Source organism: Streptomyces panacea (assembly GCF_040560175.1).
Lineage (GTDB): Bacteria > Actinomycetota > Actinomycetes > Streptomycetales > Streptomycetaceae > Streptomyces > Streptomyces panacea.
In genome coordinates, this window is sequence record NZ_JARJHW010000048.1 from 1 (window position 1) to 15036 (window position 15036).

The window sequence follows — 15036 nt, forward strand, 5'->3', positions numbered from 1 at the left end:
ATGTGTATAAGAGACAGGACGGGGCGCGTGCGGGGGGCACCGGGGAGGCCCTGGAGGTCCCGAGGGCGCTGGCGGTGCTCGTACGGCTCCGTTCGGCCGACGCGCTGGCGCCCACGCTCGACGCGACGTCCCGGCTGCGGGCCGTCGCGGGCCCGGGAGCGACCGCCGGGGCGGCCACGCCGCGCCGTGGCCTGGCCGACCTCCCGGCAGCCTGGCACGAGGCGGTCGCGGCGGCCCGCGCCGCGGCGGTGCAGCCACGTTTCGGCCCCGTCGCCCAGTGGTCGGAGATCGGCCCGTACCGGCTGCTGACGTCCTTGGCTCCCGTGACCGGCGCCGACCCGGCGGTGCGCCCGCTGCTGACGCCCGCGCACGCGGACCTGACGCACACGGCGGAGGTGTATCTCGACCGCGCGGGCCAGGCGGGCCGTACGGCGTCGGAGCTGGGCATCCACCGCCAGACGCTCTACTACCGGCTCTCCCGCATCGAACAGCTCACGGGCCTCGACCTGGCCGACGGCGAGGACCGGCTGCTGCTGCACATGGCGCTGAAGTCGGCGCGGCTCTGGTCCTGAGTCCGGCCGCCTCGGCGCACCGTCCGCGCGTCGGGGATAGTTGGGGCCATTCGTGGATTCCGGGGAGGGGACGCACGTGAGCGACGCGACGGCGGGCAACGAGATGGCCAAGGGCGGTTCCTGGGAGCTGACCGACCAAGAGGGCGGGGCACTGGCGGCCCGGTGGTGGCAGTGGGCGCTGTCGGCGCCCGACGACCGCAGCCCGGTCCTGGACGACACGGGCGAGCACGCCGGCTGGAACCAGCCGCACGACCTCTGGTTCCTGGCGGGGACCTACGGGGGTCGCGTCGTGCGCCGGTGCGACCTGCCCGCCGGGCGACCGGTGTTCTTCCCGATCCTGAACGTCCAGCGCCCCGTCGTGTACGTGAAGCAGCCGCTCGCCATGCCCGTCGCGCGCGCCGAGGCCGCCCTCAACGGTGCGCCGCTCCCCCTGCGGGAGTTCACCTCGCCGACGTTCCAGGCGGGGCCGTTCCGGCGTAACGCGTGGGGCGTCTGGGCAGCCATGACACCGCTGATCGCGGGGCAGTACGTCCTGGAGATCAAGGCGGCGTCCGCCGCCGGTTTCTGGGTCGACACGACGTACCACCTGAACGCCACGGCCGCCTGAGCGCCACGGGCCTCCCGGGCACCACGGGCCTCGCGGGCGCCGCGCCGTGTCCGGGGCAGGAGCCTCAGACCAGGTCGTCGCCGATGATCGCGCGCAGACCGTCCGTCAGGTCCTGCGCCGACGGCGCGGTCTCCGGGTCGACCATCCACTGCACCATCACGCCGGCGAGCAGCGCCTGCGTGAGGAGGCCGACCACGCGGGCCTTCTCCGGGTCGTCCTTCGCGTCGACGCCGAACAGGGCCGCCGCGAGGCCCTCACGGCCCTCCAACTGCTTCTCGGCCAGGGCCTTCTGGAGCGCGGGATCGATCCCGGCCCGGGAGGCGACCTCCAACTGGAGCTGCCAGACGGGGCGGCTCTCCTCGTGCGAGGCGACGACCTTCGCCCAGACGTCGCGGAAGTGGTCGAGCGACGCGGGTGACGCACCGTCGCGCGCGGGCGTCGTCGCCGCCTCCGCGTCAGTTGCCCCAGGCACCTCGTCCGGCTCGGTCACCCGGTCGCCCCACTGCATCGTCACGGCGATGAACGCCTCGTTGAGCAGTGCCTCCTTCGAGCCGTAGTGGTAGCCGATGGACGCCAGGTTGGCCCCCGACGCGGCGACGATGTCGCGCGCCGTGGTCCGGGCGTACCCCTTCTCCAGCAGGCAGCGCTTGGCACCTTCGAGCAGATCTTCGCGATGTCCCATGCGAGGAAGCCTAACGCAAATGCATACAATCGTCCCATACGCTTGTCATAGGTAAGTGATGGTGGCGGTGTTGGCCCGGGAAACGGCAGGAGATCGGCGGCGCGACCGTCGTCGCCGGTCAACTCCCGCACCGTCTTGGCGAATCGGTGCCCGACGTAGCCCGCGTGGCGTTCGTCCACGGCATGCGGCTCGCCGCCGTTCCGGCCGCGACACCGCCACGCGGGGCCGGGACTCGGGGCCCGGCGCCGGTACTCAGCGGCGCGAAAAGGCGAGAGGCCCGGGAAAAGATCCCGGGCCCCTCGCCGTCGAAACAGAGCGATCAGTCGGTCAGATCCACCGAACGCGCCGAGTTCGCGCCGATCTCGTCCGAGATCTCGACCAGCACGGCCGGCGGCACGTTGTCGTCGACGGAGAGAACGACCAGCGCCTCGCCGCCCTCCTCCGCGCGCGAGACCTGCATCCCCGCGATGTTCAGCCCCGCCTCGCCGAGAATCCGGCCGACGGTGCCGACGACACCCGGACGGTCCTCGTACCGCAGGACGACCATGTGGTCGGCCAGGGACACGTCGACGTCGTACTCACCGATCGCCACGATCTTCTGCAGGTGCTTGGGACCCGCGAGCGTGCCGGAGACCGACACCTCCTCGCCGCCCGAGAGCGTGCCCCGCACGGTGACCACGTTGCGGTGGTCGGGGGACTCGCTCGACGTCGTGAGACGCACCTCGACGCCGCGCTCCTGCGCGAACAGCGGGGCGTTCACATACGACACGGTCTCGTCGACGACGTCCTCGAACACGCCCTTGAGCGCGGACAGTTCGAGCACCTTCACGTCGTGCTGCGTGATCTCGCCGTAGACCTCGACATCGAGGCGTACGGCGACCTCGCCCGCCAGCGCCGTGAAGATCCGGCCCAGCTTCTCGGCGAGCGGCAGGCCCGGCCGTACGTCCTCGGCGATGACGCCGCCCTGGACGTTGACCGCGTCGGGCACCAGCTCACCGGCGAGCGCGAGGCGCACCGACCTGGCCACCGACACGCCCGCCTTCTCCTGCGCCTCGTCCGTCGACGCGCCGAGGTGCGGGGTGCAGACGACCTGGTCGAACTGGAAGAGCGGGGAGTCCGTGCAGGGCTCCTTCGTGTACACGTCCAGACCGGCGCCCGCGACGCGGCCCTCCTTGAGCGCGGAGGCCAGCGCCTCCTCATCCACGATCCCGCCGCGCGCGGCGTTGACGATCCGCACGGTCGGCTTGACCTTGTGCAGCGCCTCGTCGCCGATCAGCCCCAGCGTCTCGGGGGTCTTCGGCAGGTGCACGGTGATGAAGTCCGACACGTCGAGCAGCTCGTCCAGCGAGAGCAGCTTGACGCCCATCTGCGCGGCCCGCGCGGGCTGTACGTACGGGTCGTACGCGACGATCTTCATCCCGAACGCCGACATGCGCTGCGCCACCAGGACACCGATACGGCCGAGGCCGACGACGCCGAGCGTCTTCTCGCTCAGCTCGACGCCCGTGTACTTGCTGCGCTTCCACTCGCCGTTCTTCAGGGCGGTGTTGGCCTGCGGGATGTTGCGCGCCGTGGCGACCAGCAGGCCGCAGGCCAGCTCGGCCGCGGTCACGATGTTCGAGGTGGGCGCGTTGACGACCATCACGCCGGCCTTGGTGGCGGCGGAGACGTCGACGTTGTCGAGGCCGACACCGGCGCGGGCGACGACCCTCAGCTTCTTCGCCGCGGCAACGGCCTCGGCGTCGACCTTGGTCGCGGAGCGGACGAGGATCGCGTCCACGTCGGCGATGGCGGGCAGCAGCTCGGCGCGGTCGGCGCCGTTGCAGTGACGGATCTCGAAGTCCGGACCGAGCGCGTCGACAGTGGCGGGCGACAGCTCTTCGGCGATGAGTACAACCGGCTTTTGATTGGAACGCGAGCTCACGTGGGTCCTCACAAGTCCATTGCGGACGGCCGTCCCGACGGCCGCAGGCGGCGGAGGGTGTCAGGCCCTGGTCCGGGCCTGATCGCGTGGAAGACGCACGACATTGTGGGCCTGACGCGGATGTATCCAGCAGTGTAGTGGTGCGGGCGGCGGGGGTTTCCCGTCTCGCCGGGCAGATCACCCGTACGTGGTCGGACCCGCCACAAGCGCTTACCGACGACCGCGAAACGCCCTTGGGGCGAGCGACAACGCGGCCGATTCGAGGGCCGATTCGAGGGCCGGTTCAACGACCGGTACGACGGGCGGTCCGACACCCGTCCGACGAACCGATTCGACCACCGACTCGACGACCGGTCCGGTGCCGGGCCCGAAGCGCGGGCCCGGCACCGGGAACGCGTCAGGCGTCGTCGTTGTCGACCCAGCTCATGAGCTTGCGCAGCTCACGGCCCGTGCTCTCCAGCAGCGAGTCGCTGTCGGCCTTCTTGTACTCGTTGTACTTCTTCAGACCGCCGTGGTACTCGTCCATCCAGTTCTGGGCGAACGTGCCGTCCTGGATCTCGGCGAGGATCTTCTTCATCTCGGCCTTGGTCTGGTCCGTGATGATCCGCGGGCCGGTGACGTAGTCGCCCCACTCGGCGGTCTCGGAGACCGACCAGCGCATCTTGTCCAGGCCGCCCTCGTACATCAGGTCCACGATCAGCTTCAGCTCGTGGAGGCACTCGAAGTACGCGATCTCCGGCTGGTAACCGGCCTCGACCAGCGTCTCGAAGCCGGCCTTGACCAGCGCGGACGTACCGCCGCAGAGGACGACCTGCTCACCGAAGAGGTCGGTCTCGGCCTCTTCGCTGAAGGTCGTCTTGATGACGCCGGCGCGGGTGCCGCCGATGCCCTTCGCGTAGCTCAGCGCCAGCTCGAAGCCCTTGCCGGTGGCGTCCTGCTCGACGGCCGCGATACACGGCACGCCGCGGCCCTCCTCGTACTGACGGCGGACCAGGTGGCCGGGACCCTTCGGGGCGACCATCGCGACGTCGACGCCCGCGGGCGGCTTGATGAAGCCGAAGCGGATGTTCAGGCCGTGGCCGAAGAACAGCGCGTCGCCGTCCTTCAGGTTGTCCTTGATGGACTCCTCGTAGACCTGCGCCTGGATCGGGTCCGGCACCAGGATCATGATGACGTCGGCCCAGGTGGACGCCTCGGCGGGCGTCACCACGCGCAGGCCCTGCTCCTCGGCCTTCGCCTTGGACTTGGAACCCTCGTGCAGGCCGACCCGGACATCGACACCCGAGTCACGGAGCGACAGCGCGTGGGCGTGGCCCTGGCTGCCGTAGCCGATGACCGCGACCTTGCGGCTCTGGATGATGGACAGGTCGGCATCGTCGTCGTAGAACAGCTCGGCCACTGGGTCTTCTCCTTGGTGTGCAAACTGAGGTGTCGCTGTGTGCGCCCCACCGTACGGCGGGGCGGGTAAAGGCCGTCTCACGGTCTCGGCATGCGAACCGGTCCCGCTCCCGTACGGCTCCGGCGGCGCGGGCTACGCGCTGCGGTCGAGCGCCCGCAGGCTGCGGTCCGTGATGGACCGCGCGCCGCGCCCTATGGCGATCGTGCCGGACTGCACGAGCTCCTTGATGCCGAACTGCTCCAGCATCTTCAGCATCGCGTCGAGCTTGTCACTCGATCCGGTGGCCTCGATGGTGACGGCGTCGGGTGAGACGTCCACGGTCTTGGCGCGGAAGAGCTGCACGATCTCGACGATCTGGGAGCGGGTCTCGTTGTCGGCGCGGACCTTCACCAGGACGAGCTCGCGCTGGATCGCGGCGCCGGGCTCGAGTTCGACGATCTTCAGGACGTTGATCAGCTTGTTGAGCTGCTTGGTCACCTGTTCGAGCGGCAGGTCCTCGACATTGACCACGATGGTGATGCGGGAGATGTCGGGGTGCTCGGTGACACCCACCGCCAGTGAGTCGATGTTGAAGCCGCGCCGGGAGAACAGCGCGGCGATCCTGGCCAGGATGCCGGGGGTGTTCTCCACCAGGACGGAGAGGGTGTGCTTGGAGGACATTTTCGTCGTTCTTTCTCTCGCTCTCGGCATCCGGCTCAGTCGTCCAGGCTGTCGCCGAAGTCGGGGCGCACACCCCGGGCGGCCAGGACCTCGTCGTTGGAGGTGCCCGCGGCGACCATCGGCCAGACCTGGGCGTCCTCGTGGACGATGAAGTCGACCACCACGGGGCGGTCGTTGATGGAGTTGGCCTTGGCGATCACGGCGTCCAGCTCGTCCGGGGACTCGCAGCGCATCGCGACGCAGCCCATCGCCTCGGACAGCTTCACGAAGTCCGGGATACGGGTGCCGCCGTTGGGCTTCGCGTCGTCCGCGCGGCCCGATCCCTCGAAGGAGCCGCCGGCGGCCACGTCGGGACCGCTGTGCAGGACGGTGTTGGAGTATCGCTGGTTGTAGAAGAGGGTCTGCCACTGGCGGACCATGCCCAGCGCGCCGTTGTTGATGATCGCGACCTTGATGGGGATGTTGTTGAGGGCGCAGGTGACCAGTTCCTGATTGGTCATCTGGAAGCAGCCGTCGCCGTCGATCGCCCAGACGGTGCGGTCCGGCTGGCCGGCCTTGGCACCCATCGCGGCCGGGACCGCGTAGCCCATGGTGCCCGCGCCGCCGGAGTTGAGCCAGGTGGCGGGCAGCTCGTAGTCGATGAAGTGGGCGGCCCACATCTGGTGCTGGCCGACGCCCGCCGCGTAGATCGTGTCGTCCGGGGCGAGTTGGCCGATGCGCTGGATGACGTGCTGCGGGGAGAGGCTGCCGTCCGCCGGCTGGTCGAAGCCGAGCGGGTACGTCTCGCGCCAGCGGCTGAGGTCGCGCCACCAGGCGCTGTAGTCACCGACGTTGCCCTCGGTGTGTTCGGCCTGGACCGCCTGGACGAGGTCGGCGAGGACCTCGCGGGCGTCGCCGACGATCGGCACGTCGGCGGCGCGGTTCTTGCCGATCTCGGCCGGGTCGACGTCGGCGTGGACGATCTTCGCGTACGGGGCGAAGCTGTCCAGCTTGCCGGTGACGCGGTCGTCGAAGCGGGCTCCGAGGGCGACGATCAGGTCGGCCTTCTGCAGCGCGGTGACGGCGGTGACCGCACCGTGCATGCCCGGCATTCCCACGTGCAGCGGGTGGCTGTCGGGGAACGCGCCCAGCGCCATCAGGGTGGTGGTGACGGGGGCGTTGGTGAGTTCGGCGAGAACGCGCAGTTCGGCGGTGGCGCCGGCCTTGATGACGCCGCCGCCGACGTACAGCACCGGCCGCTTGGCCTGCGTGAGCAGCTTGGCGGCCTCGCGGATCTGCTTGGCGTGCGGTTTGGTGACGGGGCGGTAGCCGGGCAGTTCCTGGGTGGGCGGCCAGCTGAAGGTGGTCTTCGCCTGAAGGGCGTCCTTGGCGATGTCCACCAGCACGGGTCCCGGGCGGCCCGTCGAGGCGATGTGGAACGCCTCGGCGATGGTGCGCGGGATGTCCTCGGCCTTGGTGACCAGGAAGTTGTGCTTGGTGATCGGCATCGTGATGCCGCAGATGTCCGCCTCCTGGAAGGCGTCCGTGCCGATCGCCTTGCTCGCGACCTGGCCGGTGATCGCGACGAGCGGCACGGAGTCCATGTGCGCGTCGGCGATCGGGGTGACCAGGTTGGTGGCGCCGGGGCCCGAGGTGGCCATGCAGACGCCGACCTTGCCGGTGGCCTGCGCGTAGCCGGTCGCCGCGTGGCCGGCGCCCTGCTCGTGGCGGACCAGGATGTGACGGACCCGGGTGGAGTCCATCATCGGGTCGTAGGCGGGAAGGATGGCGCCGCCGGGGATGCCGAATACCGTCTCGGCCCCGACCTCCTCAAGAGAGCGGATGAGGGACTGCGCGCCCGTGACGTGCTCAACGGTGGCGGACGAGGGTCCGCCGTTACGGGCGCGCGGCGTCGGGTGGGCCCCGGTGGCCTGCTCGGTCATCGTCATTCTCTTCTCGAAGCTGAGGTTTTTGCGGGGGTTTGGGCTGTTCCGGTGCAACAAAAAACCCCTCGTGCCGGGAGGCAGGCGAGGGGAGCGCGTCGGGTGCGGTCTGCAGGGCCGGTGGTGGGCACTGCTTCAGCCGACGCGCTGTCCAAGTACGAGAATTCGGGTGCGCATGGCATTGACCCTCCCTCTGACGCGCCACCACTGTCAAGTGGGTGGGACTGGCGTCTCAACATTTGAGCGGAGGGACGGTCGGGTGCTTGGCCGGGGAATCATGTCCGGGGTGGCCGCGCGCGTACGGCGCACGGGCAGGGAGCCACCCGTCAGCACCGGCAGCGGGGCGGCGCCGGGGAGCGGAAAGTCGCCGCGGATCAGCGCGCGGCGCAGCCGGTACTCGTCGAGGGGGCCCGAGAAGGCCATGCCCTGGCCGTGGGTGCAGCCCATGGCGCGGAGCGCGAGCACCTGTTCCGGTACGTCGACGCCGTCGGCCACCGAGACCATGCCAAGATCGCCGGCGATCCGGAGCAGCCCCGCCGTGATCTTGTGCAGCCTGGCGGACTCGACGACGCCCTCGACCAGCCCGCGGTCCAGTTTCAGTACGTCGACGGGGAGCCTGCGCAGGGCGTTGATCGCCGCGTAACCGCTGCCGAAGCCGTCCAGCGCGATCCGTACGCCGAGGCGGCGCAGCGCGACCAGGCGGTGCTCCAGCTCGTCCAGGGACGTACGGGGGTCGCTGTCGGCCAGCTCGATCAGCAGGGCGCCCGAGGGGAGCCCGTGGCGGGTCAGGAGGGCTTCGATGGAGCCGAGCGGCATGGACCGGTCGAGCAGCCTGCGGGCGGAGAGGCGGACGGTGACCGGCACCAGGTGGCCCGTCCGGCCGCGCTCGGCGGCCTGCTCGACGGCTTCTTCGAGCAGCCAGCGTCCTAACTCGGCGGTGCGGTCGTTGTCGTCGGCGACCCGTAAGAACTCGGCGGGTGTGAAGAGGATGCCCTGGGCGGAGCGCCAGCGGGCCTGGGCGGCGACGGCGGAGATCCGTCCGTTGGACAGGTCGACCACGGGCTGGTGCAGCAGGGCGAACTCACCGTCGCGCAGGGCTGTCCGGAGCCTGATGGCCAGCTCGGTCCTGCGGACCACGTCGGCCTGCATCTGGGGCGCGTACAGCTCGACGCGGTCCTTGCCGCCGGCCTTGGCGCGGTACATGGCGAGGTCGGCGTTGCGCATGAGGTCCGTGGGGGTGATGCCCGGTTCGGCGAAGGCGACTCCGATGGAGGCGGCGACGCGGACATCGTTGCCTTCGATGCGGTACGGCTGCGAGAGCCTGAGGCGCAGCCGGTCGGCGATCTCGTGGACCTGGTACTCCCGGGCGGTCCGGTCGTCGGTGCCGTCGCCGAGGATGAGGGCGGCGAACTCGTCCCCGCCGAGTCGGGCGGCGGTGTCCCCGGCCCGTACCGATTCCTGGAGGCGGCGGGCCGCGTGGATCAGCAGTTCGTCGCCGACCTGGTGGCCGAGGCGGTCGTTGACGCCCTTGAAGCCGTCGAGGTCGATGAAGAGGACCGCCGTGCCGGGGTCGCCCGCGCGGCGTCCGGAGAGGGACTGGCGGACCCTCTCGGTGAACAGGGCGCGGTTGGGCAGGTCGGTGAGCGGGTCGTGCTCGGCGTTGTGCTGCAACTGGGCCTGGAGCCTCACGCGTTCGGTGACGTCGCGGCTGTTGAGGATCAGGCCGCCCTGGTGCCGGTTGACCGTGGACTCCACGTTCAGCCAGTCGCCGGAGCCCGATTTGAAGCGGCATTCGATGCGGGTGGTGGGCTCTTCCGAAGGAGGAGCGGCGAGGAAGCGGCGCACCTCGCGTTTGACCCGGCCGCGGTCGTCCGGGTGGATGATCGATTCCAGTGCGGCGCCGACGAGACCGTCCGCCTCGCGTCCGTAGACGCCGACCGCCGCGGGGCTGACGTAGTCGAGGGTGCCCTCGGGCCCGGCGATCATGATGACGTCGCTCGATCCCTGGACCAGGGAGCGGAAGTGGTTCTCCTTCTGGGCCAGTTCATGGGTGAGCGCGATGTTGTCGACGAGCATGATGCCCTGCCGTACGACCAGGGCGAGGACGACCGTGCAGCCGGTGAGGACCACCACGCGGTCGACGCGGCGGCCCTCGATGACGTTGTACAGGATCCCAAGGGTGCACACGGCGGCGGCGAGATAGGGCGTGAGGGCGGCCAGGGAGCCCGCGATCGGCCTGCTGGAATGCCTGGGCGGGCGGGGATCCCGCGGCTGCGCGGGCGGGCTCTCGGCGGCCGTGCGGACGCCCCAGGGCGCGTACGCGAGCAGCAGGGACCCGGCGAACCAGCCCGCGTCGAGCAGTTGGCCCGAGCGGTAGGTCTCCCGGAGCAGCGGGGAGGTGAACAGGGCGTCGCACAGGACCGTGAGGGCGAGGGCGGCGATGGCGGAGTTGATCGCCGTACGGCTGCCGGTCGAGCGCCGGAAGTGCAGGGCGAGCACCATGCTGACGAGCACGATGTCCAGCAGCGGATAGGCGAGGGAGAGCGCCGCGTGGGCGACGGTCTCGCCGTCGAAGTGCGTGGTGTGCGCGAGGGCCAGGCTCCAGGAGAGCGTGAGGAGCGAGCCGCCGATCAGCCAGGCGTCGAGGCCGAGACAGACCCAGCCGGCCTTGCTGACGGGGCGTTTGGCGAGGACGAGCAGGCCGACGATGGCGGGCGGCGCGAAGCAGAGGAAGAACAGGTCGGCGAGGGAGGGGCTCGGTACGGGGCGGTCGAGCACGACCTCGTACCAGCCCCAGACCGCGTTCCCCCCGGCGGCCATGGCGGAGGAGAGCGAGAAGAGCAGCCAGGCGGGCCGGAAGCGGCTGTCGTTGCCGCGGGCGTAGAGGAAGCAGGAGACCGAGGCGATCAGGGCGGCGATGCTGAGACCGAAGTCCCCCATGAACAGCGCCACTTCGCGGGAGCCCCAGCCCAGGGCCGCGCCGGTGGCGTAACCGCCGCAGATGAGGGCGAGGAGGAGCTGCGCCATGAGGCCGGTGCCGCCCCCGCCGTCGTCGGGGCCACCGCCGGTCCCGCCGCCCGGGGTCGTGCGGCGGCCGAGGAGCGCTCCGGGGGCGGTCATGACGTCACCTCGGGGGGTGTCGCCGTCACCGCCGACGCGCCGGGTCCTTGGGCTTCTCCGCGAAGTCCCGCCCGGCGTGCGGTCGGCGTTCCTTCGTGGACACACCCCTGCACCGGCGGGACACGCGTCGGTGAGGTGCGCGTCTCCGAGAGGCGCGTCGCCCAGGCGTGGGTCTTCGTCGTGTCGCGGGGCGGCTCCGAGGCGCGGGGCGTCGTCGCCCGGCCGCGCGCCGGCAGGTCCGAATGCCGCCGTGGGCGGCCCTTCCGCGTCGGATCGTTCGTCCATCGGCAGTACATCGCCCGTCGCCCCCCTCGGATTCTGATCGCTCCGCCACGCCGTCCCTCGCACGACGCGGCCCCCAGATCGGGACGATACACCAGACTCGTCACTCAGGGACATAGTTCTTCTACTCTCCGTGACGAGCAGGAAGTTGTCGTTCCCGAGTGCGGACCGACGGGGGCTCAGCCGGTGGTGAGCACCTCGTTGCGCAGGGCTTCTCCCGCCGCGTAGCGGGTGAGTTGGTCGGCGAGCAGGCGCTTGGCGCGCGGCATGAAGGCCGAGGTGGATCCGCCCACGTGCGGGCTGATGAGGACACCCGGAGCATGCCAGAGAGGATGCCCCGGCGGGAGGGGTTCCGGATCGGTGACGTCCAGAGCCGCCTTGATCCTTCCGCTTTCCAGCTCGGCGAGAAGCGCCTTGGTGTCGGCGACCTGGCCGCGCGCGACGTTCACAAACAGCGCGCCGTCCTTCATACGGGCCAGGAACCCGGCGCCCACCAGGCCCTTGGTCTCCTCGGTGAGCGGCGTCGACACGATCACGATGTCGGCCTCGGGGAGCAGGTCCGGCAGATCGGTGAGTGCGTGCACGGGGCCGCGCTCGGTGGCACGGGCGGAGCGCGCCACGCGCGCCACCCGCGCGCACTCGAAGGGCGCGAGCCGGTCCTCGATGGCGGCGCCGATCGAGCCGTATCCGACGATCAGTACGGACTTGTCGGCCAGCGCCGGGTAGAAGCCCGACCGCCACTCCTCGGCGTCCTGGCCCCGGACGAAGCCGGGAATGCCGCGCAGGGACGCGAGGACAAGTCCGACGGTGAGTTCGGCGGTGCTGGCCTCGTGGACGCCCTTGGCGTTGCAGAGGCGTACGCCGGAGGGCAGTGAGCCGAGGCCGGGGGCGACGTGGTCTATGCCGGCCGAGAGGGTCTGTACGACGCGTACGGAGGTCATCGCGGCGAGCGGCCGGAGCGCGACGTCCATGCCCTTCATGTACGGGACTACGTAGAAGGCGCAGTCGGCCGGATCGGCGGGGTAGTCCGCGGCCCCGTCCCAGTGGCGGTAGTCCAGGCCCTCCGGGAGCCCTTCGATCTCGTCGGCGGGGATCGGCAGCCACACGTCTGAAGTCATGGCCAGGAGGCTATGCGACGCCCATGGGGGTGCTGAAGGGGCGTCCCGAGGACCGGAACGGCCCGGTGTCGGGGCGTAGCGGCGCCGAGGAGCCCATGAGGTTAGCTGGAGTGTGTCCGGGGGCGGTTCGTCCGGGAGCGGATGTGGAAGGAAGCGGGAGGGCGGGGCAGTTGGAGCGCAGGGCGATCGGTGCGACGGCACTCACGGTGGGCGCCGTGGGTCTCGGCTGTATGCCGATGAGTTGGGCCTACAGCGCCTCCGAGCAGCGGGGCGACCGTTCGTCGCGCACCGTGCACGCGGCGCTCGACGCCGGTACGACGCTGCTCGACACGGCCGACATGTACGGCCCGTTCACCAACGAGTTGCTGCTGGGGCGGGTGCTTCGGGAGCGGCGCGGTGACGCCTTCGTGTCCACCAAGTGCGGTCTGCTGGTGGGCGATCAGCACCTCGTCGCCAACGGCCGTCCCGGCTATGTGCGCCGGGCGTGCGACGCGTCGCTGCGGCGGCTGCGGACGGATGTGATCGACCTCTACCAGTTGCACCGGGCCGATCCGGAGGTGCCGGTCGAGGAGACCTGGGGCGCCATGGCGGAACTGGTGGCGGCGGGGAAGGTGCGGGCCCTGGGGATGTGCGCGGTGGACGCCCGCGCGTCGCGCCGTACCGGCACGGATCGGTACGCGGCGACGATCCGGCTGCTGGAGCGGATGCAGCAGGTGTTTCCGGTGAGCGCGGTGGAGGCGGAGCTGTCGGTGTGGTCGCGGGAGGCGACGGAGCGGCTGCTGCCGTGGTGCGCGGCGCGGGGCGTCGGGTTCCTGGCGGCGATGCCGCTGGGGAGCGGCTATCTGACCGGCACGCTCACTCCCGGGCAGGGGTTCGAGCCGGAAGACGTACGGGCCAGGCATCCCCGCTTCACCGCGGAGATCATGGCGTCGAACCAGCCGGTGGTGGCGGGGCTGCGGCGGGTCGCCGAGCGGCGCGGGGCGACGCCGGCGCAGGTGGCGCTGGCGTGGGTGCTGGCGCGCGGCCCCCAGGTCGTGCCCGTTCCGGGGGCGAAGCGGGAGCGGTGGGCGGTGGAGAACGCGCGGGCGGCCGGGCTGACGCTGTCGGCGGCGGATCTGGCGGAAATCGCCGCGCTGCCCGCGGCGTGGGAGTCGTGGCACTGACACCGGGTCGATGGGAACCTGGACGGAGGCTGCGGTGTATGAAACGTAGAGACTCAGCCGTCGAAGGGATCAAGACCGTGCAACGTGCTCCAGTGACGGCCGTGTTGGCCGCAGCGGCGCTATTCGTGGTGACCGCGTGCTCGTCCTCCGACGGCACGGCGAAGTCCGAGGGCCCGGCGGGTTCCCCGTCCGCGTCGGTGTCCGGTGGTTCGACGCCTCCGGACGACGAGGCGAAGCCGTCGGCGCCGCCCGCGAAGGGCTCGGCGAAGGTGGTGTCCACACTGACCGAGGGCCTCAAGTCGCCGTGGGGCATGGCGGCGCTGCCCGAGGGGGATCTGCTGGTCTCCTCGCGCGACGAGGGGACGATCACGCGGGTCGACTCGGAGAATGGCAAGAAGACCGAGGTGGGCCAGGTGCCGGGGGTCTCCCCCGGCGGCGAGGGTGGTCTGCTGGGCCTCGCGATCTCCCCGTCGTTCGCCTCGGACACGTATGTGTACGCCTACTTCACGACGGACTCGGACAATCGCATCGCCCGCATGCTGTACGACCCGAAGCGGCCGGTGGGCCAGCAGTTGGGCGCGCCCGACACGGTGCTGCGGGGCATCCCGAAGGGCAACATCCACAACGGCGGCCGGATCGCCTTCGGCCCGGACAAGATGCTCTACGCGGGCACGGGCGAGACGGGTGAGACGGGCCTCGCGCAGGACAAGAAGTCCCTGGGCGGGAAGATTCTGCGGATGACCCCGGACGGCCAGCCGGTGCACGGCAATCCGGAAGCCGATTCGGTGGTGTACACGTACGGGCACCGCAATGTGCAGGGCCTCGCCTGGGACGCCGAGAAGCGGCTGTGGGCGTCGGAGTTCGGCCAGAACACCTGGGACGAGCTCAATCTGATCGAGCCGGGGAAGAACTACGGCTGGCCGGAGGCCGAGGGCAAGGCCGGGAAGCCGGGCTTCGTCGATCCGGTGGAGGAGTGGAGGACGAGCGACGCGTCGCCGAGCGGTATCGCCTTCGCCAAGGGGTCGATCTGGATGGCCGCGCTGCGCGGCGAGCGGCTCTGGCGGATCCCCCTGGCCGGCGTGAAACCGTCGGCCGCCGCCGAGGCCTTCTTCCAGGGTGAGTACGGCCGTCTGCGTACGGTGCTGGCGACCGGGGACGGGGCGCTCTGGCTGATGACGAGCAACACGGACGGCCGGGGCACCCCGAAGCCGGGAGACGACAAGATCCTTCGGGTGGATGTGACATAGCGAAGGTGAGGTGCCGCCACCAGGCCCCCGGGGGGGTAGCGGCTCTCGTCTCTCGCCCCTCCCTCTCCCCGGGGGCCTGGTAGCGGCAAGGACAGGACGGGTCCCTCACCCGTGCCTGCCGCGGAGGCATGGGATCGGGAAGCCCCCTGGGCGACGGCCCGCGCACCGGCGCGGACGGTCGGTCCCGAGGACGCCGGGCTGCCGGCCGGTGGGCACCGGGCGCGCCCTGTTCACGGAACCGCATCCGCCGGTCGGCGATCTCGATCCGCACTACGCGAGATTCGCCCCGGCGGGCGGGTCCGGCCAGGGGCTCGGGACGTACCAGGCCGGGCCGGGGCCC

General features: G+C 70.9%; 11 protein-coding genes. 4 read left to right on the forward strand and 7 right to left on the reverse strand.

Features of this window, described 5'->3' with window-relative positions:
* Together P3L51_RS14340 and P3L51_RS14345 are read left to right on the forward strand one after the other, a co-directional pair.
* Positions 1-572, forward strand: a 572-nt coding sequence (locus tag P3L51_RS14340) for a PucR family transcriptional regulator (protein WP_354605575.1), incomplete at its 5' end; no start/stop codon positions are given.
* 76 nt (positions 573-648) lie between these two features.
* Positions 649-1179 (forward strand): hypothetical protein, encoded by a 531-nt coding sequence (locus tag P3L51_RS14345; RefSeq protein ID WP_354605576.1) that lies wholly within the window; start codon positions 649-651, stop codon positions 1177-1179.
* A gap of 64 nt (positions 1180-1243) precedes the next feature.
* On the opposite strand, the gene P3L51_RS14350 is transcribed toward P3L51_RS14345, so the two are convergent.
* From P3L51_RS14350 to P3L51_RS14380, 7 genes are all read right to left on the reverse strand, one after another.
* Positions 1244-1861: a TetR/AcrR family transcriptional regulator gene (locus P3L51_RS14350; protein WP_354605577.1), complete on the reverse strand. Its 618-nt coding sequence runs from the start codon at positions 1859-1861 to the stop codon at positions 1244-1246.
* A 319-nt stretch (positions 1862-2180) separates the two neighbouring features.
* On the reverse strand, positions 2181-3785 hold the full coding sequence (gene serA / locus P3L51_RS14355) for a phosphoglycerate dehydrogenase (RefSeq protein WP_354605578.1): 1605 nt from the start codon (positions 3783-3785) through the stop codon (positions 2181-2183).
* Positions 3786-4182: 397 nt separating this feature from the next.
* On the reverse strand, positions 4183-5184 hold the full coding sequence (ilvC, locus tag P3L51_RS14360; RefSeq protein ID WP_354605579.1) for a ketol-acid reductoisomerase: 1002 nt from the start codon (positions 5182-5184) through the stop codon (positions 4183-4185).
* 132 nt (positions 5185-5316) lie between these two features.
* Positions 5317-5844, reverse strand: a complete 528-nt coding sequence (gene ilvN, locus P3L51_RS14365) for an acetolactate synthase small subunit (protein WP_023538455.1) — start codon at positions 5842-5844, stop codon at positions 5317-5319.
* Between the two features lie 35 nt (positions 5845-5879).
* Positions 5880-7766, reverse strand: coding sequence for an acetolactate synthase large subunit (locus P3L51_RS14370; RefSeq protein ID WP_354605580.1), 1887 nt, complete (start codon positions 7764-7766; stop codon positions 5880-5882).
* A 210-nt stretch (positions 7767-7976) separates the two neighbouring features.
* The gene (locus P3L51_RS14375; RefSeq protein WP_435594445.1) at positions 7977-10886 is read right to left on the reverse strand and encodes a putative bifunctional diguanylate cyclase/phosphodiesterase; all 2910 of its coding nucleotides are present in this window, start codon (positions 10884-10886) and stop codon (positions 7977-7979) included.
* 461 nt (positions 10887-11347) lie between these two features.
* The gene (locus tag P3L51_RS14380) at positions 11348-12286 is read right to left on the reverse strand and encodes a 2-hydroxyacid dehydrogenase (protein ID WP_354605581.1); all 939 of its coding nucleotides are present in this window, start codon (positions 12284-12286) and stop codon (positions 11348-11350) included.
* A gap of 170 nt (positions 12287-12456) precedes the next feature.
* Between P3L51_RS14380 and P3L51_RS14385 the strand changes: the two genes are divergently transcribed.
* Positions 12457-13449, forward strand: a complete 993-nt coding sequence (locus tag P3L51_RS14385) for an aldo/keto reductase (RefSeq protein WP_354605605.1) — start codon at positions 12457-12459, stop codon at positions 13447-13449.
* A gap of 38 nt (positions 13450-13487) precedes the next feature.
* Positions 13488-14696 carry a PQQ-dependent sugar dehydrogenase gene (locus P3L51_RS14390; protein WP_435594446.1) on the forward strand — a complete coding sequence of 403 codons (1209 nt, stop codon included), beginning with the start codon at positions 13488-13490 and terminating at the stop codon, positions 14694-14696.
* Positions 14697-15036 lie beyond the last annotated feature (340 nt).